The organism is Providencia sp. PROV073 (genome assembly GCF_033688125.1).
GTDB classification, from domain to species: domain Bacteria; phylum Pseudomonadota; class Gammaproteobacteria; order Enterobacterales; family Enterobacteriaceae; genus Providencia; species Providencia hangzhouensis.
Window position 1 is genome coordinate 3,834,351 of record NZ_CP096353.1, and the last position, 26,395, is coordinate 3,860,745.

Below are 26,395 nucleotides of genomic sequence, written 5' to 3' on the forward strand. Positions count from 1 at the left end.
TTTTCCCCATAAAATCAAAAGATTAATTGAATATTCAATTCACATTAATCAATCTTTACGAACGTCTTTAAGTAATAAGTTAAAGTTAGGCTGCAATTTGAAATGTTTAACATGCTCATTAGCGACCGCATTTTGCTTCCAATTCGCCACAAATAACCAAGGGGCATCTTGATGAACAATTTTTTGTACTTGCCGATATAACTGGGCGCGCTCCTCGAGATTATTGGTGACTCGAGCTTTGTCTAATAACCTATCGAGCTGCTTGTTACTGTAATAACCAGAATTGAACCCGCCTTTATCCGGCCAAGAAGCGCTATGTAAGGTTAAAAAGGGTAAAGTATCTGGGTCATTCGTCATCCACGCCATTTCGGCCATATGCGCTTGTTTTAGACCTGCATTGACCTTTGATAGGTAAGTATTCCATTCAAAGGTTTGAATTTCGACAGATAGCCCAACCGCTTTCAGGTCTGCTTGAATGGCTGTCGCCATGGGGATCGGGTCTAGCATCCCTGAGCCCCCTTCCGTGACATAAAAAATAACTTTTTGCCCTTGAGCCCCTGCTTCTGCTATTAATTGGCGTGCTTTTTCAGGGTCATAAGGATAAGCCTTGGTTTCTGCATCAAATGCCCAATCAAATGCCGATGGGATTGGTCCTTGTGCTACCCCCGCAGAGTTCTGAAGAATGTATTTCACAATATTGTCTTTATTTACCGCATAGTTAACGGCTTGCCTCACACGCACATCATCAAACGGTGGCTGAGACGCATTGAGCATGGCATACCAAACATGAGGCCCTACGGCTTCATAAACATGAAAGCGGTTGTCATTAACAAATAATGGGACGTTATCAGCAGGGACTTCCACCATGGCATCAATTCCCCCCGATAACATTTCGGCTACCCGAGTATTGGCGTCAGTGATAGGCCGAAAAACAACATGTTTTAAACTGGGTTTACCATCCCAATAGTCTTCATTAGCGGATACGACCACCCTTTGGTTTGCGGTCCACTCATCAAACTTGAAGGGACCTGTTCCGCTAGGGTGCCGGCTAAAGTCTTTGTCATATTTCTTTACTGCTGCGGGTGAAACAATCAGCCCTGCTGGTGTCGCTAAGTTCGATAAAAACGGGGCAAACGGTTCTTTTAAGGTAAACACCACCGTTTTATCATCTGGAGTTTCTATCTTGTCTATTGCAGAAAAGAAAAATGATAATGGGAATGGCCCTGTATGGTAGTACGGGTGCTGGTTATCCAACATTCGTTCAAATGTGAATTTGACTGCATCCGCATTGAATGGGCTGCCATCATGAAATTTTATATTCTCGCGTAAATGGAAAGTATATGTGAGACCATCATCACTAACAGACCATGATTGGGCTAAAGCAGGTTCAAGCGTTAATGTACCATCCGCATTGCGAACTAACCCTTCGTACAAGTTAACCAAAATTCGAGAATCATTCGCAGCGGTTGCCACTTGTGGGTCTAATGACTGCGGCTCAGCAACTTGCCCTAATAACAAGACATCAGGATGGTTCACTGCCAATGTCGGTAGCGAAATAAAGCATAAAAGCCAAAAACTGGCTATCCACCCACATAAACGCATTTTCATTTGCTTCCCCCTGAGTGCTGACATTGCTATATGATTGTGAAGTGTGATTTGTGTCAATTTTGTTAATAATTTTATCTTTTTCTTTATTTATGATGATAAATTATATTTCAAGCAAGAATTTATAATGATAAATTTGATCAAGGTCTAATTTATGAGGTGTAAAATGACATTTTCAATTGTGGCGCGCTGCCCATTGACAGGAAAAATAGGTGCAGCGACGGCAACAGGTGGCCCTGCGGTTGGTGCATTGGTCTTACATGGCAAAAGCCAAACGGGGGCAATCGCAACTCAAGCAATGACCAACCCCATTGCTGGCTTAACAGGTATTGAATATTTGCAGCAAGGCCATAATGCGAATAAAAGCTTAAATCATCTGGTTAAGGAAGATATTGACTGTGAACGGCGACAATTAATTATTATGGATAACTATGGTGATACAGCTGATTGGACAGGTCAATATTGCTTACCTTGGTGTGGAAGTCTATCGGAACCCAACTTAGCCATTGCTGGAAATATGTTAGCTAGTGAACAAGTTTTGGATGCTATTCATCGAAGCTATCATAAAAATGCTCATCAAGATCTGGCTGATCGATTACTTATTGCCATGCAAGCTGGTGCCGATGAAGGTGGTGATTATCGAGGCATCCGCTCCGCTGCATTAAAAGTATGGAATGACCGGCAATACGCAGACATTGATATTCGCTGCGATTGGTCAGAAGCACCGCTATCAGCGCTTGAAACCATCCTTCAACAGGTTCGCTCCGAGGATTATGCTAATTTTTTCGCGCAAATCCCCACAGGAAATGAATATATCGCTAATAAGTGAAGCTATCATGGTGCATATCGACTAATAAAGTAAAATAACTGAATGATGTGTACCTGAAGTAAAAGTAACTATTTATGAAAATATTATTAACTGCATGAATAACTCTGTATTTTTTATCATTAAAGCCAGTTTAGCTTATTATTCAATTTATCATTCATTACTTAATCTTAATTATTCACTCTTGTCATACGTCCTATTACTTTTTACTATTCGTTGCCATCAGAAAATAAGTGGTTATTTTTAACAACATTAAAAATAATGAAAAACATCTATTGCTTTAAATTTATCTAATTCTATCTCATAAATGATTACGATAATTAACCTTAATAAAGACTAGGTTATTTATTTTTGTTTAGGCGCTTCACCACAGAAACAAAATAACATTTATTATCAATTGGTTATAAAACATCTCTCCAGCTAACCTAGTGGACAATATTTATGCAACCTAGCCAATCAATATTAAATACGGTTAAATACTGCAAGCCTTAACAAATGGATGATTAATAATCAAATGAACAAAAATAGCTCAAAAAGTACATTTAAAACTCATTTATATATTAATTTCCCAATTTTAGAACTTAAGGGATATTCAGAATTTTCATCTATGGTGAAATATTAATCTCCCTCTTTGACCCCCTCATCAATTATTGCCTTTAAGCTAAATTTTCATATTTACACCTGTACACTTTTAATGACATTAACATTAAAAAAATATTAATTCTTATATCTCTAAAATAAAGTAATCACCTACAAAGCCTTTACAGCACTGAGTAGATCAATTTACGTCGCATTTCATTTCAATGACCTTTATTAACAAATGCTACCGCCACTTAACAATTACAAAATATATGATAAGATCATTATCTCAATTTGAAATTATTTACTATATAAAAAACAAGATTGTTATTGAGGTTATAGATGAAAATCTCGAGAAGAAAGCTATTATTAGGGGTTGGTGCTGCTGGTGTTCTAGCAGGAGGTGCTGCGGTTGTTCCTATGATCAATCGTGAAGGTCGTTTTGAATCGACTAAATCACGCGTACCCGCTGTTGCTGGTACAGAAGGCAAATTACCAGAGTCTGCGGATGCAGTCATCATCGGTGCTGGCCTTCAAGGGATCATGACCGCAATTAACCTTGCAGAGAAAGGTCTTAATGTTGTTATCTGTGAAAAAGGTGTTGTGGGCGGTGAGCAATCAGGCCGTGCATATAGCCAAATCATCAGCTACAAAACCTCTCCAGCTATTTTCCCTTTACACCACTATGGGAAAATTCAATGGCTCGGTATGAACGAAAAAATCGGTGCTGATACCAGCTACCGTGTTCAAGGCCGCGTTGAAGTGCCTTCAAGCGAAGAAGATTTAGAAATTTCAAGAGCGTGGATTAAGTCTGCATCTGAAAACCCAGGTTTCGATACGCCTTTACGTACCCGTATGATTGAAGGTACTGAACTGGCTAATCGTCTGGTTGATGCGCAAACCCCATGGAAAATTGGTGGTTTTGAAGAAGACTCTGGTAGCCTTGACCCAGAAGTTGTTACGCCAACGATGGCAAACTACGCTAAATCAATCGGTATTCGCATCTACACTAATTGTGCAGTACGTGGTATTGAAACTGCAGGCGGCAAAATTTCTGATGTTGTCACTGAAAAAGGTGCAATCAAAACGTCTCGTGTTGTTCTGACGGGGGGTATTTGGTCGCGTCTGTTCATGGGTAACTTAGGTATTGACGTTCCAACACTAAACGTTTATCTGTCACAACAACGTATTACTGGCGTACCAGGTGCACCAAAAGGTAACGTACACTTACCTAACGGTATTCACTTCCGTGAACAAGCTGATGGGACTTATGCTGTTGCACCACGTATCTTTACCAGCTCTATCGTTAAAGACAGCTTCCTGTTAGGCCCAAGATTCCTACATGTATTAGGTGGCGGTGAATTACCATTAGAATTCTCTCTTGGTAAAGACTTATTCAACTCCTTCATGATGGCAACATCTTGGAATTTAGACGAGAAGACACCATTCGAAGAGTTCCGTACGGCAACAAATACACCAAACAATGAACACTTAGATGGCGTTCTAGAAAGACTGAGAAAAGAGTTCCCAGTATTTAAAGAGTCTAAAGTGGTTGAGCGTTGGGGTGGTACTGTTGCACCAACGGATGATGAAATTCCAATTATTTCAACCATCGAGCAGTATCCAGGTCTGGTCATCAACACCGCTACAGGCTGGGGTATGACAGAAAGCCCTGCATCTGGTCGATTAACGGCTGAGTTGTTAATGGGTGAAACACCATTTATCGACCCTACGCCGTATAAACTTTCTCGTTTTAACTAAAAAACGGGGAAAATAACGATTTTTACTGTGGATCTATTAGCGAATAGTTTAAAGTTAAATGAAAGTTTAATTTTTGATAAAATTAATAGATCCTATTTACTTTGATAATGTTAAGGAGTTTACATGCGCTATAAAACTTTATTGCTTTCTCTGCCTTTGATTTTAGGTGTAGCAAGTGCGAATGCAGCTGATGATGTTAAACGCGTTCCAGTGAAAGGATTCCCTATCTCTGAATCAGTAGAAATCAATGCGGGCAACCTCATTTTCCTAAGCGGAAAAGTTCCTTCTAAAATCTCTGCAGACGCTAAAGAAGGCGTTTTAGAGTCTTATGGTAATACCGAAGCACAAACAATCAACGTATTAAAACAAATCCAAGCTAACCTCGAAGGTATGGGTTTGACAATGAATGACGTTGTTAAAATGCAAGTATTTTTAGTTGGTGGTGAAGAAACTCAAGGTACTATGGACTTCGCTGGCTTCATGGCCGGTTACAATAAGTTCTATGAGTCTGAGAAAATTACTAATCTGCCAGCTCGTTCTACCTTCCAAGTCGCTAAACTGGCTAACCCAGCTTGGAGAGTAGAAATAGAAGTGACAGCGGTACGCCCTGCTGCAAAAAAATAAGTTATTCAATAACGAATAGCTAAACGATAATGAGGCATAGCAATGTGCCTCGTTATAATAACACTTCTTAATTGCCACATCTTTCAACATTCCCTCACAGACTGTCATTATTGCTTCCTGTATGCTATTGCTTAAAGTTCTTCAATAAATAAACGTGCTATGCTGCAATCATTAGCACTGCAATCATTAGCACTGCAATCATTAGGGTAAAAATGAGTCATCGCATCAAATAAGGCAATATATGATTAAAGAGTCTCTCAAGATCCACGGTAAAAAACAGTTTGAAATCAAACAAAAAGTTCTATTGCCTCGTAAATCAAAAGAGATCCGCTATCAGGTCGAAAGTTTTTTCTTTCTTCCATCATCATTGCAAGTCAACCCTGATCTATACACGCCATCAAGCCTTCAACGTAGCCTCAAAAACTATATCCGCTTAAGCCCACCCACGGTTAAGCTTTCAGCTTTACCAGAAGAAAATGGCGAATTAGATGACTTAAAACGCTGGTTAGAACAATGTGACCCATTAAACCCACCCTCATTGGACGAGTATGAGAACAAGTTAAAACGCTATGCTTTAACCTTTAAGCGCACGGTACGAATTAATGTCAAAATGATAAGCCAAAACGCCCAACGACAAACAGATGAATACTTAACCGAGTTTATGGCGAACATGGCGAAATGCCTCGGGGTTTATCGGGCGTTAGCGCCACTGGCGGGAAAAATTGAAGAAAGCATTCGCTCAAATGCATTTTCTTATTGCGACGAATTTATGACCTACTACACCATGAATTATTTGCGTGATTTATTAGCTGAGAAGCAAATACCGTTACGTGAAGAAATCCGTCATTTTTGGTATCAAGAAATGCGTTACCTAAAGAAACAATACCCTGATTGTTTTCCCAGTGATGAAACTGATGCCGAATTAGTGACATATCGTCGCAATTTATTGAAAAAATACATCAATCGCTACCTTTACTTAGAGATCCGCCATAAACGTGGGTTGCCATTATTATTGCACTCCATTTATGGTATCGCTGCAGCAATCTCAATGATTTTTGCCACGTTAATCGCCTTTCTTTGGCAAGGAAAATATGGCGCATTGAGTGCAAATTTATTTTTAGCTATGGTTATTGGCTATATTTTCAAAGATAGGCTGAAAGAAATCGGTCGTGAGCAACTCTATCGCGTTTTCCAAAAGTGGATCCCGGATAGACAGCTACGTATTTATCGTGAAGGTGTTAAGGCCCCTGTCGGGCTATGCAAAGAGTCTTTTCGCTTCATCAGTGAAAACATGCTCTCCCCTGATATCCGTGAAATGCGACAAAAATCCCATTGGGTTAATTTAGTTAATGTCCAACGTATGGAAGATATCCTGTATTACCGCAAAGATGTATTGCTTCATAACCGCCATTCGGTGTTTGAAAAAAACCAATCATCAATTGCTGATATCACACGCTTTAATATTTCAGATTTTCTAAAATATATCGATATTAGCTATGAAGAACTCACTGTAAATGATGATGAACCTACAATCATTGGTGAAAAGGTCTACCATATTTACCTTTGCCGCCGTGTCACAATTAACAAAAAAACCTACAATGAGCTGGCGCGTTTAGTGGTTAATGCCGATGGGATAAAACGCTTAGAAGTGTTGCAATCACTAGATTTACTGACAACCGATGAAGACATTGAAATTTCACCGCAATGAATTCATTCTGCCACTAACGGTCTTCTATTCGGTAATATTCCCATTCATTTAGGTTGTAGCCAACACCGCTACAGCTCAAACTATGATAACCATTTAATTTTCTAAATCATTCGAACTGTAGCAAGGCGGCAAGAGAAGATATCTCGGGGAGCATACAAAAGTATGTGACCCGGAGTAGCTGAACGTAGCCAACACCGCTACAGCTCGAAGGATGATAACCATTTAATTTTCTAAATCATTCGAACTGTAGCAAGGCGGCAAGAGAAGATATCTCGGGGAGCATACAAAAGTATGTGACCCGAGTAGCTGAGCGTAGCCAACACCGCTACAGCTCGAAGGATGACGAAAATTTAGTAGTAGAGAGCAATATACTGATCATCCACCCGTTTAATATCAACCGGAGTATCAAAAATATCCTCAATAATGTCAGATTTCATGATCTCTTCTGGCTTACCGTGATAAGACAGGCGACCGTTTCTCAGAGCGACAATATAGTCCGAATAAACGGAAGCGAAATTTATATCGTGGATTACTAAGATAATGGTTTTGCCTAGCTCATCTGCCGCTTTACGCAGCAGTTTCATCATGATCACCGCATGTTTCATATCCAGGTTATTCAATGGCTCATCAAGTAAAACATATTCTGTATCTTGACATAAAACCATTGCGACATAAGCCCGTTGGCGTTGGCCACCCGATAATTCATCTAAATAACGGTGACGTAAATCTGACAAATTTAGAAAAGAGAGTGACTCATCAATTTTCTTTTTATCGTCAATGGTTAAACGGCCTTTAGTGTATGGGTAACGCCCAAAACCAACCAATTCCTCGACTGTTAAACGGCTGGCAAATTGATTTTCTTGGCGTAAAACTGACAAACATTTCGCTAATTTATCACTCGGTGTTGTCGATACGTCTAAATCATTCACTTTGACGTAACCACCGTAATCAGGCTGTAACAAGCGCCCAATTATCGACAACAGTGTTGATTTACCTGCACCATTAGGCCCGATGATTGAGGTAATACCGCTATTTTTAATTGTTGTTGTTACGTTATCTAAGACTTTAGTATCCTGATAACTTTTCGATATCTGACTAATTTCAATCATACTAAAACCTTCTTAACACCATATAAATAAAGAAAATACCGCCGACAAATTCGATAACAACTGATAATGTCCCAGCCATATTTAAGCCATATTCTAGAATCAACTGCCCACCAATCAACGCAATGACACCAAGTAGAAAGGAAACGGGTAGCAAATAGCGGTGCTGGCTACTGCCAGCCACTAAATAAGCTAAATTCGCGACCATCAAACCTAAGAATGTTAAAGGCCCAACTAATGCTGTAGAAACTGCAACTAATATTGAAATAAGCAACAAAATGACAGTGACTTGCTGGCGATAATTAATCCCTAGATTCACCGCATTGGCTTGCCCTAACGCGATAACATCAAAACAATAACGCATGCGCCACAATAGGACACCTACGACTGCCGTGATCATTAATGTGAATAGAATTAGCTCAGGTGTTCCCTTTGTGAAGGTGGCAAACATCCGGCTTTGTAAAATGGAAAATTCATTAGGGTCCATTAAACGCTGCAGCAATGTCGCTACGCTGCGAAATAATGTGCCAAGAATGATACCCACCATCAATACTAGGTTGATATTCATTTTAACTGACACAAATAACCAGCGGTAGAGCAGAACAGAGAACAGTACAAGTAGTGTGGACTCTAATAGAAACTTACCAATATTCAATAACCAAGAGGATGGAAAACTCTCACTATAGAAGATAAAAATGGTTTGTAATAATACAAACAATGCTTCTAATCCCATGATAGATGGGGTTAATATCTTATTATTAGCAATCGTTTGAAAGAGAACTGTTGAAACCCCAGCCGAGAAAGCTACCACAATCATGGTGAGAACAATATAGCCTCGATGCGGCAAAATATAAGCAAGATTGCTACCCAAATTGACCGTCATATAAAGCACAATGGATAGCAGCGATAGTGCCAGTAGTATCCATATTCTTTGCAACGGCGTTACCCCTTTTTTAGGTAACGCTATTGATGAATTAACTTTTTGCATAACGTTGTTGCTTCAACAATAAATATAAAAAAATCACCGCGCCAACGACACCTAAAATCACACTTGCTGGGATTTCAAATGGATAGCGAATTAAGCGCCCAATAATGTCACACAGTAAAACTAAGCCACCACCAGCAATACAAATCCATGGGATGGTTTTACGTATGTTATCGCCCATCACTAAGCTCACGAGATTTGGAATAATTAAGCCTAGGAAAGGTAATGCCCCGACCACCACGACCACGACGCCACTGATTAAAGCGATAATCGATAAACCAATGGTCATCACTTTGCGATAATTTAGGCCAACATTAATTGAAAACTCACGTCCCATACCAGCCACCGTAAAGCTATCGGCAATCCAGCAAGCAATTAATGTTAATATTCCCACTAACCACAAAAGTTCATATCGGCCTTGAATGATGCTAGAAAAGTCACCGCTCATCCATGCACCAAGAGATTGTAGTAAGTCGAAGTAATAAGCGGTAAAAATGGTCAATGCGCTAATAACTGCCCCTAACATAATCCCCACCAGTGGAACTATCAGGGCAGATTTTAAAATCACACGACGTAATAGCACCATAAACAACATGGTGCCAAGAAGTGCAAAACCGCTGGCCACCACCATTTTAGTCATAATACTTGCTGCTGGGAAAAGCACCATGACGACCAATAAACCTAAACTGGCTGACTGGGTTGTTCCTGCGAGGGAAGGTTCAACAAAACGGTTTTGTGTTAATAATTGCATGATTAGCCCAGCAACACTCATGGCGCTACCAGCTAAAATCAAGGAGACGGTTCGGGGAATTCGGCTAATAAAAAAGATGTCTTGCATCTCTGGGTCGGTGAAAAGCGAAACGGGTGACACGTCACCCGCTCCAATAAACAAGCTTAATACCGCTAAAACCAATAACGCGACAATTCCACAAAAAAGATAAAGCGTTTTCATCGGTTATTTTGCTTGGCTCTTCTCTAATGCTGTATTGATATCGTCCATTAACTGAGAATAAGTTTGGATCCCACCAGCAATATATACTGCAGTTGGGTCAAGGTAAGTAATTTGGCCTTTTTCCCATGCAGCGGTTTTTCTAACTAATGCGTTATCTAATACTTCCGCAGCAGGCTGTGCATCCGTTTTGCCAATTGCGCTGTCACGGTCGATAACAAATAACCAGTCTGGGTTTAATTTCACCAGTAATTCTGCATTAACGATATTACCGTGGCGACCCGTGTTTTCTTCAAACACATAAGCAGGTTCAAAACCTAATACATCAAAGATAAAACCGAAACGAGAACCTGGTCCATACGCAGAAATTTTACCGCCACTAACTAAGATTACCATCGCTTTACCCGCAGTCGGCGCTTTAGCTTTGATACCTTCAATTTTAGTATTGAAGTCAGAAATCAGTTTTTTGGCTTGTTCTTCTTTACCGAATAGCGCGCCAAGTTCATTAGTACGTTCAGTTAAGCTACCAATAAAGTTTTTGTTATCAATATCTAATGAAATAGTTGGTGCAACACCGCTGAGTTTGTCATAGGCATCACGAGCACGGCTACCACCTAAAATCAGGTCAGGCTTAGCATTACTTAAGGTTTCATAAGCAGGTTCAAATAATGTCCCGCCATTGACGTATTCAGAACCACTGTATTTAGTTAAGAACTCAGGGAAGTGAACGTTGGTTTGTGGAACACCGGCAACTGGTGCCCCGAGTGCATCCATGATGTCCAATGTTTCCATGTTCATCACCATGACTTTTTGCGGATGACGAGGAATTTCAGTTTTGCCTTGGGCATGTTCTATTGTGATAGTTTGTTTTTCTGCGACTTGAGCTGTTTCTGTCGTGTCTTTTGCGTTATCACAACCAGCTAACACTAACGCAGATAACAACGCAATACCCGAAACTAATGATTTTGCAAACATCTAATTTCCTCCGTCCATCGATAAAAGTACTGATGATAAAATTTGGTGATCCACAATGTAGCGTATATTACACGCAAATAAGCGCAAATGATATTAGTTTGCATTTGCATTCACTAAAAAGTTGTTGCAACGCACAAAAACATCAATTTAATTTGTTGAATCTATGAATTTTAAAGTGTTAAAAGGCAAGAGAGAGATAAAAAACAAGGAGAACTCTATAAAAGAAAGGGTTGGCAGTTTGTTACGACACTTAATTCAAAAATAAATAGGTTGAGTTTTCTACTGTACGTGTTTGCTTAGCGACTTTTATTACAGTTAGGCGACATAAAATCGTCATCTCAACCTATTTATCATTAACAACCATTTAAAGACTTATTATTGCGTATCATCCAGTCGCCCATTTTCACTGAGCTGAGAGCTGATATCTTCAAGGAACCAATCAATTGGTGTTCCCATCAAAAATGCAAGTTTAAACAAGTGAAACAAATCAATCTTGATTTTGCCTCTTTCATAGCGTGAAATCTGTTGTTGACTAACACCTAATAACTGAGCTAACTGAAACCCTGTATACCCCAGTTCTCTACGCTTTTCTAAGATCCTCTGACCTACCATATAATGGATTTTTTCACTGCCATTTTCTGAATACATATTTTCACCATTTATTAAGGCACAGTTAAAATAAGGGCTGCGGCACCTTCAAACTGACCGGCTTGAACTCGGCCATTAGTACCTAATACAGCTTTCATGGTTACCGAATTTGTTCCACCAGCAGGCACATGAATTCTGTAACCAGCTTCTCCTGGCGTATCGTTTCCACCTAGATACAAATTCGCGTATAAACTGTTATCTGGTCGTAAATTAACACGGCCATTTGTCACGTTAACACCTGTGGCAATCACTAGCACATCCATCGCTAAGTTACAGGTCACACTAATGTTTACTTGTTTTGATTGACCAGCAAGTTCAGCTTCACTAATCGAACCAAAGTTAATATCAGGGATCGTATTGTTAATCTTACAAGCCCCAATCGGTGGAGGCGCAATACCACATAATGAGCCGGGAATTAACCCACCGTTACTCGTAACCCCAGTACGATCTTGGTAAAACAGCCCCACACATTCCTGATTATTCTGTAGCCTAACCCCAGTATGAACAGCCCACTGTGTTGCTGGAGCTGTCGCCTTTGCCAAAACACCGGGTATATTCTGAACGTCACGCATGTATTCATACTTAGAAATTTCGGCCAACTCGACGGTTGCCGCCCCTGGTGTTCCAGCAGCTGTATGCTTATGGCTTATGGTGAGATAGCATTTCGACCACCTAAAGCAAGGATTACGCGTAGTTGGCAATTCAGGGTCCCAGCGAGCAATGACGTACTTATAGTTTGCATCCCCATTATTTGGGTTATTACCGGGCTTTGATTCAGTGATATAGGAAAAAACAGAGGCTGATGCAGTAGATGAAAACATGACTGCACCAATTAATAGCGATAAAAATACTTTCATATTAGTTCACAGCCTTATTATTCATAATCTAATTTAAATGTTGCTACAGCACTGTAAGGGCCTACTTTTATTGTCTTATTTGCAATAGCATCCGGTTCACCTTTTAAATAGGCATAGAACCTCAATTGGTTAGCACCATCTTGTAACGTTAACTTCGAGCCTTTCTGGTCAATAGCCAGTGGTGTTTTATCTGAGTTTTGTAACCCCACTGCGAAACCAGATGCAACACTACCTGTTGATAATGCAATAAAACCAGGAAGTGCAAGATTAGGTGTTCCTGAAAACGTCACTTCCACAAATTTGCCTATCGTTGTGTCACAGTCGGCCAGTTTAATCGCAAACTCTTTAGGAGGCGTTTCACCATAGGCGTAAAAGTTTTTTTCTGGTGTATCAAAAAACTCCATCAGGATGTTTTCATCACCCGGTAAAATAGTGCAGGGTTCCTCCACTAAATTACCGATAATCCTTAAATTATCAGGCACAGCGAAAGCAGTGCTAACGTTGATAAGTAAGGCACTAGCTACTGCACATTGAATTAGTTTTTTCATTATTGGTACTCCGCTAGCAATGTCCCTGTTGCGGCAAAGCCTCCTTCAGGCAACGTAACTCCCAATCTCTTTACAGGAACAACCTCTAAAACAGGTGGTTGCCCATAGCTAATCTTTAACGGTTTATTAATTTCAAAACCGAGGCCATTTTGGGTAATACGCATGCCAAGATCTCGAACATTAGTTTCCAGTGCCGACTTATCAAAATCTGTTGCTGTCCCTTTGATAGTTAGCATTAAGTCCCAACCTTTTAAGTTTTCTTCACACTTCAATGCGTAATTAATCGGTTTCGCAAAGTTAACGCCATCAACCTTATGTAAACCAATGTCTTTGTATTCGATGACGTGAACTTTATCTTCAAAAACAGTGCAAGGCGGTGGAAGTAACAAGGTTCCAGTAAATTCCACATCGTTTGCCATCGCAGCGCTAACAGGTATAACTAACAAACTCATTATCAGAGGAAGTCTTTTCATTATTTTTTTCATTATTTTCCCCTCACTGATAATCAAGTTTGATAGTGACGCCCGCATGAAAAACCCCACCCTTTGTTAATGTTGTGGATAAATCACGAACAGGTATGGCTTCAAATTGAGGGGCATTTGGATACACAAACTTAATTTCTTGGTTTAATCGAAGTTTGCTTCCGTTATAACGAAAAGCGATCCCTAAACCTTGAATGTCTGTTTCAATCGCACCACTATCAAAGGAGGCAGGAATACCAACCAACGTCATTTTCATTTGTGATGTCGGTCTTTTTTCACAATCAATATTGTAATTTATCGATTTTGCATAGGCGTTACCGTCAATCCGTGTACTCATGATTTCGTCAAAATTAACTTTGATTATATTTCCGCCATTAATTTTGCAAGGTGGTGGTGCCAAAACAACCCCTTTAATCGGTACGGTTATCATACCTGGCGTAATTGTCGCCCTTGTACTTCCTGATGGGCTAATACGCGAATCAGGTAATCCTGCATAGGAAACCGATGTAAAAAATATTCCAGCGAGACATGATGCCAGCAGGTACCGCTGCTTATTTAAATCACTCATAATCCACCTTAAAGTCCATTACGGCGCTGAAACTTCCTTCCGTCAGTTTTTCGGGAGTTCTCACTGGCGTTACAAAATATTGAAGTGTGCCTTGCGGTGCATCGAGAAATTGTGGACGACCACGACTTCCTAGCCTGATATCTTCTCGTTGTGCATCCGTCACTTCTAACGCCACGCCAGAGACACCTTTTACACTTAACATTTCTGGAAAATGCTTATCCGATACGGCAACAAAAGAAACCGTTATCACCGGTTGCATTGCATCCCAAAGTGCACGACCCGTTCGAGTGTCTTTCATTCGACTTTCCGTACGAATGCAGTGCCTAAATTCTAATTCGAATGACACTGGCTCAGCTCTATCACCAGGTTTACGGAGTGAATAAGAAGGGATCTCCCCTAGAGACACTTCTTGGCGCTTTGAATTGGTCACATCCATCGTACAAGGTGCCTCGGTCATCATGCCATTTACTGTCAATGTTCCGTGTAATCCATCAATATCCCAGCTACTTGTTCCAAAGGTAAACACTGGAACTAAGCCAAATAAGATAGTGCTGAACTGGAGAGTCCTTTTCATACATTATTCTCCGTTATCTGTCCGTCGAAGATTCAACTTTGCAAGTTGTACCGGCGCAACCAAACGTCAATTTAGGCCTTCCACCATAATCATTGATATAAGTTAGAACTGGTTTTGCCCCCATGGCACTTGCGCTACCCTTAAGCATTCCGTTACTTTTTGGTGAGATCATCACAGGCTCAAATTGCTTCACCGTATCTCCACCCACTCTTGAACTTGCATCCACAATCGTGACAAAGTAAGCAGTTGGATTTGTGATTTCGTAGGCATCTCCTTTACGCGTTAACGTAATTTTTTCCTGCCATGGATTTTCTAAATCCGTACGAGTGGCGTATAACGCTTTTGGTCTATAAAACAATTTAATACGCGTCTGTAATGCAATCTGTAAAACGTTAGCTTCTTTACTACGTGGTGGAATCTCTCGTAAGTTAAAGTAATAAACACTTTCTCTGTCCTGAGGTAATGTAGCGATATCAGGAAGAGATTGAATTTTAACCTGGCTACCTTCACCTGGTTCTACACGTTGAACTGGTGGTAAAACCGTGAGTGGGCTTTCAATTTTGTTACCATTAGCGTCTTCAATCCAACCCTGCGCAAGATAAGGTAATTCTGTGTTTTCATTCTTAATATTCAAGCTAATGGTTTTTTCAGTCCCATTATAAATAACGCGTGTTCTATCAAGTGCAATAGCAGCCAGAGCCTGCCCGCATAGCACCGCAGATAACGTGATTGTTGTAGTAAAAAATGCAATTTTTTTAATATTCATAAGTACCAACTATTTATAAAATCAAGCAACTTGGGTTACTCTGTATAATCTGTGCTGTAAGCAATATCCGGTGGTTTTAATAACCAACGCTGACTCGGCGCTACGCCCTGTTTAATCGGCGCAGGCTTGTAAACTGGAGCAGACTGCCCAACAGGAACGGCTTTTGCTGGCATATACCCAGGTTCAACACTTGGGCTGTTTGTACACGGTAATAACAGTGAGTTAAATTCAGCCGTGGTAATATTTTCTGGAACCTGAATTTTGCATTGCACACTTCCATCCCAATACACATCTAAAACTTCATTTGGGTTGATACCTGAGATATACACAGACCCATTATCAGTTACGATACCGAGCTCTCTATTCTTCTCATTTCTCACGGTGGCACCGAATGGCGGATAACTTCCATCTGCCAATGCCAATCTCACCATGGTTTTAATACCCGATAACACTTCAAACTCGCGATAACCTACAGCCCCTTCTGTCAGCGTAATTGGCTGAGATGTCCGGATGGCTTCTACGTTGTCAGGCAATTGAGTCACATCAATGGATGTACTGGTACGATAGTAATCACTGATATCAGCAACTACCGCTTTACCAAAAATATTGGTTTCAGTGGTCGGCCCAAAACCTTGAATAGGCACATTTTTCACCCCCTCAGTTCCCACCATCACACGGCTTCCACCTGGGGTATTAATGCGGTGCAATGCAGCACCATGCCCTGTGACTGTTGCACCACCTTGTAAAGAAAATGCAGCTGAGGTAGTATCGCCATTGATATAGCTGGTACTTGCAGTAAGTGTTGCTAAATCAGCGTAACGTGTATAGAAACCATCAATAGTTCCACGGCCTCGGTTACTTACCCCAGTACCCACGCGATAGTTCGTCTTATCATCAATGGAATCAAAATAACTGACGGTGTGTGAGTTACCATCTCTTGTCACCATATTGTTGTAGCTAATTGACGCTCTATCTGCCCAAGGCAAAGAAAGATTCATATATAGCCCGTCGTCATTATTTCTATTATCAAATTTGTTACGGAATGCCGTTAAACTTAAGTTGATATTTTTAAAACGACCAATATCAAAATATTTCGCAATAGAAAGGTTATAACGTTTTGCCGCTGGCTTATTCCAATAGGTTTCGTGGTTATAGTTCAGATACGCGGTCAGATCTGCACTGGTGAAATACTTATTAAATGTAATCGTATACAGCTCTTTACTATTATCGAATTCCACACCTCTATAACGACGATCGAGGTACTGGTTCATACTCATAAAGTCACGTTCAGAGAATCGGTATCCTGCGAAAGTGACTTGGCTATCATAGTCTTCAAAACGTTTTGAATAACTTAAGCGATACGATGCCCCTGTATAGATTTTGTTATCTGTTTTCAGTTTCGCGCGTGACTCGGTGACATCGAATGAAATTGCACCAAAGGCGAGTAAATCTCGACCAACACCGAGTGATAACGCGTTATAGTCACCTGCTGCTATTGCACCGCCGAATAATGACCAACCGTTGGAGACCCCCCAGCTAAATTCCCCCGTAACAAACCCTTGCCCTTCTGTTTCATGTTCCATATTATTCGGTCGGCCACCTGCAATCTTAAACAGAACTGAGCCTGGACGAGTTAAATAAGGAATGGAGGCGGTATTCATTTGGAATTCTTGTACCGAGCCATCCTGCTCTTCGACGCGTACATCTAATTTACCGCTAACCGCATCACTTAAATCTTGAATACGAAAAGGCCACGGAGCAACTTGTGTTTCATAAATAACACGTCCTTGCTGAGTCACGATCACTTTTGCATTGGTTCTTGCAACGCCAGTCACCTCCGGTGCATAGCCACGTAGGTTTGGTGGTAGCATTCTTTCGTCAGAGATCAGGCTGGCCCCCATATAACGGAATGAGTCAAATAGTCCTGAACGTAAAAATTGCTCACCCATCGTGAGCTTTGCATTTAGCTCTTTTACTGCTCTATAGGCATAATATTGGCTCCAATCCCATTTACGGTCGGTCGATTGCCCATTAGTGCGATTATAACTTGCTTGCCAATCTGCCCTAAAACGCCAAGCACCAAGGTTAAAGCCAGTTGTACCGTTACCAGTAACTGACTGGGTATTGGCTGAATCCGCAGGCCTTGTTAAGTTAGCATTCAAGTTATAGTCAAAAATTAGGGCGGGTACACCTTCATCCCAACGAGATGGCGGATCCCAGTTATCAGAAGTAAATTCGATATAAGCCTGAGGTACAGTAATTGTGACTGTTTCTTTGGCTAAAGAACCGCTTACTGTCATTCCAGGGATCGTTTCTGGAATTAAACATTGGCCATTTTTAGCAAACTCAACCTTTTTCTTCCATTCATCGCGCAAAGCAATATGTTCAACAACATCTGGCGTTAAACAAGGCTCCGTCATACTTGGATCATTAGGATCCTCGATATATTCAATATCAAAAATGTCAGCTAAGTCGCGATTATTTAAATTAATTTTAAATGGATATTTCCCTGGCATAACATAGCCCGCACGAGAGAACTCGTTTAAGGAAATATTTTTTTTATCCTGAAGATCTAAAACATCTGTATTAAACTCAATACTATCATTATTTGCATTAGCTAAATTTATATGAGCAATAGCAAGAAACACCATGGTAGCAACAGGCGTTAAAAAATAACTTACTGAGTTATTAAATACTTTATTTTTACTTTTTAATTGCAGAGCCATAATAGTCCCTTAGTAATAACTCAGTAATAATCCATTTTAAAACGGATAGTTGTCTGATAATTCCCTGGTTTTAAACGTTTATTATTAGATACTACCCGCACCTTATAATGCAGAGTTGTATTGCCTGCGCTAATAGGTAAATCAGGCATTGCTCTACCAGGTATAGCTACATTTCCAGCTGTATCAGAAATTTTTACTGACAATCCATTTGCATGCCCAAAAACATCGAAGTTACGGCCATCTGTTGGACCATCGAATGTAATATTGAAAGTTTGCCAATTAGGAGTTCCAGGAGTTACCGGTGTTAAAACACAATTGATAAGGCGTATAGAGAAATCACTTGTAGGACTTTCTCTGTCGTGAATTATCTGGCTAACCGGTACAGTCGTTATGTTAACTGATTGATCTCGGCTATCTGCATCTATTGCACAAGGGCTCTCAATGATTGAACCGCCCATGGTAACAGTTCCTTTGAACTGACTTTGTGCCCGAGAATTTTGATTTTGCGCACTAACTATCGGGGCAAATATCATTCCTGAAAGCACCATGACAATGATGCCAAAGTGATTCATAGCGACTCCATTTCAACTTAATAACCAATTTCAATGCATTAAAATTAGTGCCCATACATCCTTGTACGGGCTATACCAATTACTGGTAGCTCAGAGCAAATGTTGCAATTGCATCAAATTCACCTGGTACAGCTGGTTTGTTTGCTGCATCATCATCGCCTTGCAAATAAGCTTGGAAACGCAATGTGTTCGCACCAGTTAATAAAGTTTGAGATGGTGATTTAGCACCTAAAGCAATTTTAGTTCCGTTGTAGTCAGTGATCACGATACCCGCATTTTTCGCAGTACCAGCAATAGCTAAACCATCAGTTACCGAAGTACTTGGAATACCAGTAAATGTAGTTTGAACAGTTTTCAGAGTTGTGATGTCACACTGCTCTAATTGGATATTGAAGTCACGAGCAATACTTTTACCGCCACCGTTTAATGCAGACGTCGCGATAGCACCCATTTGTACTTCAAATGCTTGAGAACCTGGTGGAATTGAGCAAGGAGCATCAATAATTGAACCTTTAAAAGTGACTTGACCGCCACCTTGGTTTGCAGAAGCAGAACCAGCAACTACTGCCAGACCTAAACCTAATACTAAAGCAAGTTTATTTAATTTCATTTTATACATTTCCATTAGATAAAAAAGACGACACAAATTAAAATAATGAGTTATTATCAATCTGATTATTTTAATTTTTTCTTAAAATATATTCGATTAGTAAATATTAAGGATTGACACTAATAACTATTCCTATTTATCAAACTCCATTAATAAATAAAATAATTAAACAATGCATCAATGCGGTGCCATTATTATATCTCATTCTAGTTATGTCAAATCTGAAGATTAATTAACTACTCACATTGTAAGTTAGTAATATATATATAATATCCAGAGAATACTCTATTTTAAATACTCCATTACTGGATAAACGAGTGATGTACATCTAATTAAATCGACCTTTTTTTAATAAAAAACCACAAAATAAACCCAATCATTACTAATAAAGTTTTTTATACTCATAAAACGGGTTCTTATTAGTGAAAAAAAATGAGGTGGAAGATAATAATAAAACTAGAATTAGATAAAATCATTAAAACGAAAAGTTTACTGAAAAATAATTAATCAGAAACATCTCAAAAAAAACAATTAAATATTTTCATAATGTTTCTCAATTCACTAATTGTTACATTTAAGCCAAAAAGAAAAATAAACATAAAACAATAAATATCATATAGACACATTAAATTTTTGTGTTTTTCATATGAATGGCACCTAGAAAACAATAATATAATAAAACATTTTTTTAAATTGAAATGAAAATAGAAACAATTAAGAACAAACGAATTAAATAAGTATCTACTAGAAAAAAACTTCATTGCAAAATATTTCAAATGGTAATAAAGAGTAATTTTCAATAAATCTATAATTATATAAATCTTATCTTTAAGCCTCAAAAAACCAAAAAATTAGCTTCTATAATCACAATCAGGTTATTTTTTAAGATTAACTAACTAAATTAAGATACGTTGGATAAAGTCAGTTTCTAGAAAACCCACCATGAATAAACAGAACACCTTAAGTTATTCTCGATAATTACATCACTGACCTAATGGTGATAGTTAAAATATAGAGGCTATACATTTAAGTAAAAATACCAATAAAAAATATTGGAATTAAAATATGATTAAATTAGACGTTATTGAGCAAAATAGAAGATAGATTGATCTCTAGCAGATTAAAAACAATCTGTGCTAGCCTAGTTTGATGTTAATACGTTTTTGTTTTCCTGATAGGCTACTCATTGGGTGGTCATGTGATGTAGGTAAAAAGCCTTATCATGCTCGAAGCACTTGCGAGTCGACAAATAGCCGCTAACTAACCAGGGTATGAGATAAGAAGTTAAAAATTTACTGACGTTTCGTTGCATCAGAGTTTGAGGCGATTCCCTACAAGGATGGCATTTTCTTCTATTACTCTATGAAAACTGCCCCTCAATAGTGTTATCAGATTAGTTTTTCAGCTGTAAAGCAACATACAACAATACCTTACTTTCAATCGTTAATAGATCTAATTTTGTTATCTCAGATATCCTTTTTAAACGATAATCTAATGTATTTCTATGAATAAACAACTCGTTAGCTGTTTCACGAGATAATAAATTATTTTTAAACCAGACTGTTAATGTTTTAATTAGCACACCATTAGAATCTTCATGTAATAATGTATTCAATGGTTTTAATAGTTCTTCTGAAGACCATTTAAAATTTAAACCGTATAATAAAACCGGTAGCATAATATCTTGGTAACAGTAAATTTTTAACTGGGGTTTCTTAGCTTTCCCTACTTGCATGGTAATTTTAGCCGTCTCATATGATTTTTTAATCGATTCCTCTGCGGGCTCTAAAAAAAAATTACCTAATGATATTTTCACTTGTAATTTAAATAACTTCTGAATGTCTGATTCTAATTTTATAATTTTCTTTTTTGCATTATCAATATCCCATCGATTGAACTTATTTAGCGCAGGAGTTAAACAAACAATTTCCGTCAAAGATTGAATAGCGACTAAGTTATCAGGATTCTTATATTCAATTAGCTTTTTAATTTCTTGCAATTCACTAAATGCACTATTCACACCTAATTGGCCACTATCTAATTCAATAATTATAGCAACTCGTGGAATAGAAAAATTAATATTAAGCTTTTTAGACCATTCAGTTATATTATCGGGAATTGTTCCATTTTCGATATAAGTTAGAATAATTTCTTCTTTAAAACGATCGTTTAAATTCAAATGGTTATAAATCTCTGCCTGCTCTAGCATCATTACGGCTGTCATTGAAACCAACTCCCCAAATTGTTTAATTTGGGTTGGTTCTCCTGTTAATCCTATTACACCTATAATTTTACTATTCAAATAAAGAGGTAAATTAACACCTGGTTTAACCCCATGTAAATGATTTGCAGTGGCGTCATCAATAACAACCGTTCGCTTTTGCTTTATTGCAAGCAAAGCGCCTTCATGAAATTCGCCTAATCTATTACTATCTCCACTTCCTATAATACATCCAGTTTCGTCCATAACATTAATATTGCAATCAATAATCTTCATGGTTCTATCAACGATTTCTTGCGCTAATTTGGAGGTAAGACAATAATCATACATATTTCAACCTCTTTTGCTGGTGCTGTAAAATAGAAACAAGATTTTAAACTATAAGTTTTAATAATGTTTATTATTAATTTAATTGGTTCCAGTATTCAATATTCATTGAAAAAATCAAGAAAAATAAATTCAATTCAAAATAAAGCAAACAAAGCTAAATTTTCAAATTATTACTTCAATTCTTGTTGTCAATTTTAATATTCAACGTATTCGCTATATTTTTAGTACAATTAAATAAATTACTTTCAGCATTATTCAGTGCTTCTTTTAGTGAACTAATTTTATGCAAAATACTAAACGCTGAATCAATACCATATTGTTGTAAATGACTGAGGTCATCACCAAGGCTTCCAACAATGGCAATAACGGGTATTTTATGTTTTCTAGCTAACTGAGCGACGCCGAAAGGCACTTTGCCATTCAAACTTTGGCTATCTAATCGCCCTTCCCCTGTAATGACTAAACTCGCCCCTACCATATGTGATTCAAGGTTCAAGGTTTGTGCAATAATATCAAAGCCAGGCTTAAGTTCCGCTTTTAGGAAAGCAAGTAAAGCTGCTCCCATCCCTCCTGCTGCACCGGCTCCTTCAATATAATGAACCTCAACATGCAAATCTCGCTTAATGATATCTGCGAAATGTTCTAAATTTTTGTCTAACATTTCAATATGTTCATTTGTCGCACCCTTTTGGGGGCCAAATATTACAGATGCACCATTTTTACCAATCAATGGGTTCGAAACATCGCAAGCAATACTAAATTGACAAGCTTTTATCCTAGGGTCTATTGTACTGACATCAATACACGCTAAGTCGGCAAGTGCTTGTCCTCCTAATTTAATTTGTTGCCCATGTGAATCTAATAATTTGGCCCCAAGTGCTTGCAACATTCCTGCTCCGCCATCATTAGTTGCACTCCCGCCTATACCAATAATAATCTGCTTTACCCCAGTATCTAGGCAGGCTTTTATCAATTCTCCTGTTCCATATGATGTCGTAAGTAACGGGTTTCTTAATTCAACAGGGACTAGCTCTAGCCCACTTGCCGCAGCCATTTCTATAAATGCTTGCTGCTTATTTTGAGATAAACCATAGAATGCTTGAACACTCGTGCCTAAAGGACCAATAACATCAAGGTGATAGATTTCGCCATGGGTAGCCTCAACCATCGTCACAACAGTGCCTTCACCTCCATCCGCAATAGGACACTTTACATAAGTTGCATGTGGAAATACCTCTTTGAACCCGTTCTCAATAACCGTTGCGACTTTCAATGCAGATAAACTCTCTTTAAATGAGTCAGGTGCAATGACTATTTTCATAAAAATAATCCTTTAGAAATTTTTATTATCAATAAGTTAAAAATTCAGGTGGGTATTGCCCCACCTGATACGACTTTTTATTATTTCGGTTCATCAAGTAACAGGATCATAATTAAGCCAATCACCGCACAGATACCAAAGTAAGAGAAAACAGCATCAAACTTACCAGTCATATCTAACAATAGCCCTGCCATCATAGGTGAAACGAAGCCACCTAAGTTTCCTCCACTATTCACAACAGATATCGCAATTGGGTAGTTATTATTATCAGCAACTCCCATTGGATAAGCAGTAAATGCAGGCCAGCCAATATTCAAGAATAAACCAACCGAGAAAAGGGCAAGCGCAACTGCAGTCGTACTTTCAGGAACATTCAACATCACTAACATCATGGCAATCGTCGCTACTGCGGTAAATAGCATCGTAGGTTTACGACGACGACCAAAAACTTTATCAGAAATCCAGCCACCAAAAATCGAACCGATAAACCCACCAACAAATGGCATTGATGCAACAAAGCCCATCTTCATAAATGAAAAGCCTTTTTCATTCACCAGATAAGAAGGTATCCAGGTTAATATTCCATATAAAATACTGACCATCATGAAATAAGAAATGGTATTACACCAAATATTTTTAGATTTAAATATTTGGGAAGCTGAACTTAATGGCGTGACTGATTTAACACGAATAAATTTATCTAGCGTATTAAATTTAGGACTCAGAACAATATTGCCTTCTATTTTCTTTTCTGCAATTTCTGAATTATCGGCACGAATATAATCTAATTCACTTTGTGAAACAAAGCGACTTTCCTCTGGTTTTGTTCTAACAAATAAATACCAAATAATAGCGAGAAAAATACCGGGAATAGCGAACAGAATAAAGACCCAGCGCCATCCATAAGTTAATGCAATCCAAACGACTAATGGTGGAACAATAATCGGAGCAAACATCGTTGAAGCAATATAAACCCCAGTGGCAGTTGCTTTTTCTTTTGCTGGAAACCAATTATTAATTGTCGACGTTAGCCCGACAGGGGTTGGCGCTTCTGCCATACCTAGGCCAAGACGCAACCACTTAATTGCAAAGGCAGATTGGGCTAAGCCAATGAACCAAGTCATGGCGGAGAAACCGAGAATGGATAATGACACCATTCCTCTGATCCCACGTTTTGCCATCCAAAAGCCCGCGGGTATTTGGCATAAAGCATAACCGAGGAAAAACATACTCGCGAGAGATCCCGCTTCTAAATTAGTTAATTTAAACTCATCAGTAATAAAAGGTAGAACCGCACCAATATTACTTCTGTCTGCATAATTTACAGCATAGACGATAAAAATCAGGGCTAATACCACCCAACGATAATTCGTCTTTGGCTTAATCGGATTTGAATTTATCATTATTTTCGCTCCAGAGCAGTTTATTATTTAATACACGTTTTATTACCTGCTTTTTTAAGAATGAAACGATCCCTGCTAATTCATTAAAATTAACATTTAGGAACGTTATTTAATTTAAACTTACTTCAAATAATTTTATTTACTCGACAAGCTATGCATTGTTTCTTTTAATAAAGGATACAGCCCATTGTAAATATTAAACTGCTTGTCATAAGTATCTTGTGTTTTTTTATCTTGATTTGGTGTGAATGTGATATCTTCTGTTTTTATAATCGGTAAATCAGGGTCATTAATGCCACAGAAAAAACCAGCTCCTGTCGCACCAACCATTGCGGCGCCAAAAGCCGCTGCGTCTGCTGTTTGGGCAATATTATATTCAACCTGAAGAATATCCGCTTTAATTTGAGTCCATAATGTATTACGTGATCCACCTCCTACGCTGAGTAATTCATCTAATATCACTCCCCATTTTTCATTAGCAATATTCAAGATCTGTTTTAGACCATATGCTGTACCTTCAAATGCCGCCCTGACCATATCATCGCGAGTATGATTTAGACGTAAGCCTATCCATGCTCCCGATGCATTAACATCCCAAATAGGGCTACGTTCTCCAGCTAAATAAGGCAGATAAATTAAGCCATTGGCACCAGGTACTGATGATTTTGAAAATATTTCCAACTGTTCATGGTCATTAACTTCCGGCCAAATAGCCTGATTTAACCAACTGAATGTTCCCCCTGTTGTCGACATCGCACCATGGGCCAACCATTGATTGGGGACGATGTGGTACCGGTTCATAAAACGAGGATCAAAATTTGGCTCTTCTAAGCAAAACGTAATGACTCCCGATGTTCCTGTTGATTCAAAAGCCGTTTCAGGGTCAAGTAACCCAACCGCGAATGCTGCAGCGGCGGTATCTGCCGACCCTAAAATAATTGGCGTATTTTCTTTTAATCCCGTTTCTTGAGCGGCTTCTTTACTCACTTTACCAACCACAGAGGTGCATTGGTAAATCGGCGGCAAAATATCGTGATTAAACTTCCAATACCTTAATAATTCTTTTGACCACTTAGGAGCTTTCGCCAAAACCACTGCGCCAGAATACGCGGCTTGGGTCGGGTCAATGGCGGCTTTTTGGCTCCCTAACTTTAAAGATAAAAAACTATTAAGTAGCACGACTTTATGAACTTTTTGCATTAATTCCGGCTGTTGTTCTTGTAGCCATCCTAACGTTCCTACCCAACAAGCAGACGGACTTGGGCTATTACAAGAAAGCGCCCGAACATGCGTTATATTTTCCCCGAGTGTTTGCTGTATGAAGCCTTCGGAACGCCCATCGAGGTAAGTAATCCCATTTGCGACAGGTTTATTATGTTTATCCAATAAAACCAGCGTTGGGCAAGCAACAGAGAAACTCACAGATACGATATTCTTTACTTGAGAAGTCACTTCTTTAACTGCATCTGCGGTCTTTCTCCAAAAATCATTTAAGTCAATTTCATGATTTTTGGGAGATTTGGAAATAATATTGGTATCACGTGAAGCCTTTGCCAATAATTCTCCATGGAAATTAAACGCACAAACTTTCACACTACTGCTACCTGCATCAATTCCCAAATAGACACTGTCCATCATGCTGCCTCCAACG

General features: G+C 38.9%; 23 protein-coding genes. 4 read left to right on the forward strand and 19 right to left on the reverse strand.

What is annotated here, in order from left to right; all coding sequences use genetic code 11:
• Positions 1–48: 48 nt before the first annotated feature.
• A complete protein-coding gene (locus M1F17_RS17590) occupies positions 49–1,608 on the reverse strand; it encodes an ABC transporter substrate-binding protein (RefSeq protein ID WP_144140543.1) in 1,560 nt (519 codons plus the stop codon).
• Between the two features lie 163 nt (positions 1,609–1,771).
• Between M1F17_RS17590 and M1F17_RS17595 the strand changes: the two genes are divergently transcribed.
• The 4 genes from M1F17_RS17595 (at position 1,772) to M1F17_RS17610 (ending at position 7,103) form a co-directional block, all read left to right on the forward strand.
• Positions 1,772–2,434: a DUF1028 domain-containing protein gene (locus M1F17_RS17595; protein WP_144140545.1), complete on the forward strand. Its 663-nt coding sequence runs from the start codon at positions 1,772–1,774 to the stop codon at positions 2,432–2,434.
• 918 nt (positions 2,435–3,352) lie between these two features.
• Positions 3,353–4,771, forward strand: a complete 1,419-nt coding sequence (locus tag M1F17_RS17600) for an NAD(P)/FAD-dependent oxidoreductase (protein WP_004259261.1) — start codon at positions 3,353–3,355, stop codon at positions 4,769–4,771.
• Between the two features lie 123 nt (positions 4,772–4,894).
• Positions 4,895–5,395: a RidA family protein gene (locus M1F17_RS17605; protein WP_004259262.1), complete on the forward strand. Its 501-nt coding sequence runs from the start codon at positions 4,895–4,897 to the stop codon at positions 5,393–5,395.
• Between the two features lie 241 nt (positions 5,396–5,636).
• Positions 5,637–7,103 (forward strand): hypothetical protein, encoded by a 1,467-nt coding sequence (locus M1F17_RS17610; RefSeq protein WP_144140547.1) that lies wholly within the window; start codon positions 5,637–5,639, stop codon positions 7,101–7,103.
• Between the two features lie 350 nt (positions 7,104–7,453).
• Here the strand turns inward: M1F17_RS17610 and M1F17_RS17615 are convergent, their stop codons facing one another.
• From M1F17_RS17615 to M1F17_RS17700, 18 genes are all read right to left on the reverse strand, one after another.
• Positions 7,454–8,212 (reverse strand): ABC transporter ATP-binding protein, encoded by a 759-nt coding sequence (locus M1F17_RS17615; protein ID WP_144140549.1) that lies wholly within the window; start codon positions 8,210–8,212, stop codon positions 7,454–7,456.
• Between the two features lies 1 nt (position 8,213).
• Complete coding sequence (locus M1F17_RS17620; RefSeq protein WP_004259269.1) at positions 8,214–9,197, reverse strand: iron chelate uptake ABC transporter family permease subunit; 984 nt, start codon at positions 9,195–9,197, stop codon at positions 8,214–8,216.
• On the reverse strand, positions 9,184–10,146 hold the full coding sequence (locus M1F17_RS17625) for an ABC transporter permease (protein ID WP_004259272.1): 963 nt from the start codon (positions 10,144–10,146) through the stop codon (positions 9,184–9,186). Before M1F17_RS17625 ends, M1F17_RS17620 begins: the two co-directional genes overlap by 14 nt.
• Positions 10,147–10,149: 3 nt before the next feature.
• Positions 10,150–11,118, reverse strand: a complete 969-nt coding sequence (locus M1F17_RS17630; protein WP_153674135.1) for a siderophore ABC transporter substrate-binding protein — start codon at positions 11,116–11,118, stop codon at positions 10,150–10,152.
• A gap of 375 nt (positions 11,119–11,493) precedes the next feature.
• Positions 11,494–11,766: a helix-turn-helix domain-containing protein gene (locus M1F17_RS17635; RefSeq protein ID WP_004259284.1), complete on the reverse strand. Its 273-nt coding sequence runs from the start codon at positions 11,764–11,766 to the stop codon at positions 11,494–11,496.
• 14 nt (positions 11,767–11,780) lie between these two features.
• On the reverse strand, positions 11,781–12,623 hold the full coding sequence (locus tag M1F17_RS17640) for a fimbrial protein (RefSeq protein ID WP_096864459.1): 843 nt from the start codon (positions 12,621–12,623) through the stop codon (positions 11,781–11,783).
• Positions 12,624–12,640: 17 nt separating this feature from the next.
• Positions 12,641–13,171: a fimbrial protein gene (locus M1F17_RS17645; protein ID WP_136134280.1), complete on the reverse strand. Its 531-nt coding sequence runs from the start codon at positions 13,169–13,171 to the stop codon at positions 12,641–12,643.
• The gene (locus tag M1F17_RS17650; RefSeq protein ID WP_036958061.1) at positions 13,171–13,656 is read right to left on the reverse strand and encodes a fimbrial protein; all 486 of its coding nucleotides are present in this window, start codon (positions 13,654–13,656) and stop codon (positions 13,171–13,173) included. Before M1F17_RS17650 ends, M1F17_RS17645 begins: the two co-directional genes overlap by 1 nt.
• Positions 13,657–13,666: 10 nt before the next feature.
• Positions 13,667–14,221: a fimbrial protein gene (locus M1F17_RS17655; RefSeq protein WP_004259293.1), complete on the reverse strand. Its 555-nt coding sequence runs from the start codon at positions 14,219–14,221 to the stop codon at positions 13,667–13,669.
• Positions 14,214–14,795 (reverse strand): fimbrial protein, encoded by a 582-nt coding sequence (locus M1F17_RS17660; RefSeq protein WP_144140553.1) that lies wholly within the window; start codon positions 14,793–14,795, stop codon positions 14,214–14,216. The genes M1F17_RS17655 and M1F17_RS17660 overlap by 8 nt, the downstream gene beginning before the upstream one ends.
• 13 nt (positions 14,796–14,808) lie before the next feature.
• Entirely contained in the window at positions 14,809–15,561 is a 753-nt protein-coding gene (locus M1F17_RS17665; RefSeq protein ID WP_004259296.1) for a fimbria/pilus periplasmic chaperone, read from the reverse strand.
• Positions 15,562–15,596: 35 nt separating this feature from the next.
• Positions 15,597–18,287 (reverse strand): outer membrane usher protein, encoded by a 2,691-nt coding sequence (locus M1F17_RS17670; protein WP_318837089.1) that lies wholly within the window; start codon positions 18,285–18,287, stop codon positions 15,597–15,599.
• Positions 18,288–18,307: 20 nt separating this feature from the next.
• Positions 18,308–18,859 carry a fimbrial protein gene (locus tag M1F17_RS17675; protein WP_004259299.1) on the reverse strand — a complete coding sequence of 184 codons (552 nt, stop codon included), beginning with the start codon at positions 18,857–18,859 and terminating at the stop codon, positions 18,308–18,310.
• Between the two features lie 79 nt (positions 18,860–18,938).
• On the reverse strand, positions 18,939–19,469 hold the full coding sequence (locus tag M1F17_RS17680; RefSeq protein WP_036958062.1) for a fimbrial protein: 531 nt from the start codon (positions 19,467–19,469) through the stop codon (positions 18,939–18,941).
• Positions 19,470–20,862: 1,393 nt separating this feature from the next.
• Positions 20,863–22,020, reverse strand: coding sequence for a sugar diacid recognition domain-containing protein (locus M1F17_RS17685; RefSeq protein WP_110591140.1), 1,158 nt, complete (start codon positions 22,018–22,020; stop codon positions 20,863–20,865).
• A gap of 175 nt (positions 22,021–22,195) precedes the next feature.
• Complete coding sequence (locus M1F17_RS17690) at positions 22,196–23,341, reverse strand: glycerate kinase (RefSeq protein WP_180312155.1); 1,146 nt, start codon at positions 23,339–23,341, stop codon at positions 22,196–22,198.
• Positions 23,342–23,421: 80 nt separating this feature from the next.
• Positions 23,422–24,744 (reverse strand): MFS transporter, encoded by a 1,323-nt coding sequence (locus M1F17_RS17695; RefSeq protein WP_004259309.1) that lies wholly within the window; start codon positions 24,742–24,744, stop codon positions 23,422–23,424.
• A 135-nt stretch (positions 24,745–24,879) separates the two neighbouring features.
• Positions 24,880–26,382, reverse strand: a complete 1,503-nt coding sequence (locus M1F17_RS17700) for a xylulokinase (RefSeq protein WP_096864455.1) — start codon at positions 26,380–26,382, stop codon at positions 24,880–24,882.
• Positions 26,383–26,395: the final 13 nt, after the last annotated feature.

Bases quoted from the DNA above. Each gene is read 5' to 3' on its own strand.
- M1F17_RS17590 (WP_144140543.1), bottom strand. From the start codon at position 1,608: ATGAAAATGCGTTTATGTGGGTGGATAGCCAGTTTTTGGCTTTTATGC.
- M1F17_RS17595 (WP_144140545.1), top strand. From the start codon at position 1,772: ATGACATTTTCAATTGTGGCGCGCTGCCCATTGACAGGAAAAATAGGT.
- M1F17_RS17600 (WP_004259261.1), top strand. From the start codon at position 3,353: ATGAAAATCTCGAGAAGAAAGCTATTATTAGGGGTTGGTGCTGCTGGT.
- M1F17_RS17605 (WP_004259262.1), top strand. From the start codon at position 4,895: ATGCGCTATAAAACTTTATTGCTTTCTCTGCCTTTGATTTTAGGTGTA.
- M1F17_RS17610 (WP_144140547.1), top strand. From the start codon at position 5,637: ATGATTAAAGAGTCTCTCAAGATCCACGGTAAAAAACAGTTTGAAATC.
- M1F17_RS17615 (WP_144140549.1), bottom strand. From the start codon at position 8,212: ATGATTGAAATTAGTCAGATATCGAAAAGTTATCAGGATACTAAAGTC.
- M1F17_RS17620 (WP_004259269.1), bottom strand. From the start codon at position 9,197: ATGCAAAAAGTTAATTCATCAATAGCGTTACCTAAAAAAGGGGTAACG.
- M1F17_RS17625 (WP_004259272.1), bottom strand. From the start codon at position 10,146: ATGAAAACGCTTTATCTTTTTTGTGGAATTGTCGCGTTATTGGTTTTA.
- M1F17_RS17630 (WP_153674135.1), bottom strand. From the start codon at position 11,118: ATGTTTGCAAAATCATTAGTTTCGGGTATTGCGTTGTTATCTGCGTTA.
- M1F17_RS17635 (WP_004259284.1), bottom strand. From the start codon at position 11,766: ATGTATTCAGAAAATGGCAGTGAAAAAATCCATTATATGGTAGGTCAG.
- M1F17_RS17640 (WP_096864459.1), bottom strand. From the start codon at position 12,623: ATGAAAGTATTTTTATCGCTATTAATTGGTGCAGTCATGTTTTCATCT.
- M1F17_RS17645 (WP_136134280.1), bottom strand. From the start codon at position 13,171: ATGAAAAAACTAATTCAATGTGCAGTAGCTAGTGCCTTACTTATCAAC.
- M1F17_RS17650 (WP_036958061.1), bottom strand. From the start codon at position 13,656: ATGAAAAAAATAATGAAAAGACTTCCTCTGATAATGAGTTTGTTAGTT.
- M1F17_RS17655 (WP_004259293.1), bottom strand. From the start codon at position 14,221: ATGAGTGATTTAAATAAGCAGCGGTACCTGCTGGCATCATGTCTCGCT.
- M1F17_RS17660 (WP_144140553.1), bottom strand. From the start codon at position 14,795: ATGAAAAGGACTCTCCAGTTCAGCACTATCTTATTTGGCTTAGTTCCA.
- M1F17_RS17665 (WP_004259296.1), bottom strand. From the start codon at position 15,561: ATGAATATTAAAAAAATTGCATTTTTTACTACAACAATCACGTTATCT.
- M1F17_RS17670 (WP_318837089.1), bottom strand. From the start codon at position 18,287: ATGGCTCTGCAATTAAAAAGTAAAAATAAAGTATTTAATAACTCAGTA.
- M1F17_RS17675 (WP_004259299.1), bottom strand. From the start codon at position 18,859: ATGAATCACTTTGGCATCATTGTCATGGTGCTTTCAGGAATGATATTT.
- M1F17_RS17680 (WP_036958062.1), bottom strand. From the start codon at position 19,469: ATGAAATTAAATAAACTTGCTTTAGTATTAGGTTTAGGTCTGGCAGTA.
- M1F17_RS17685 (WP_110591140.1), bottom strand. From the start codon at position 22,020: ATGTATGATTATTGTCTTACCTCCAAATTAGCGCAAGAAATCGTTGAT.
- M1F17_RS17690 (WP_180312155.1), bottom strand. From the start codon at position 23,341: ATGAAAATAGTCATTGCACCTGACTCATTTAAAGAGAGTTTATCTGCA.
- M1F17_RS17695 (WP_004259309.1), bottom strand. From the start codon at position 24,744: ATGATAAATTCAAATCCGATTAAGCCAAAGACGAATTATCGTTGGGTG.
- M1F17_RS17700 (WP_096864455.1), bottom strand. From the start codon at position 26,382: ATGATGGACAGTGTCTATTTGGGAATTGATGCAGGTAGCAGTAGTGTG.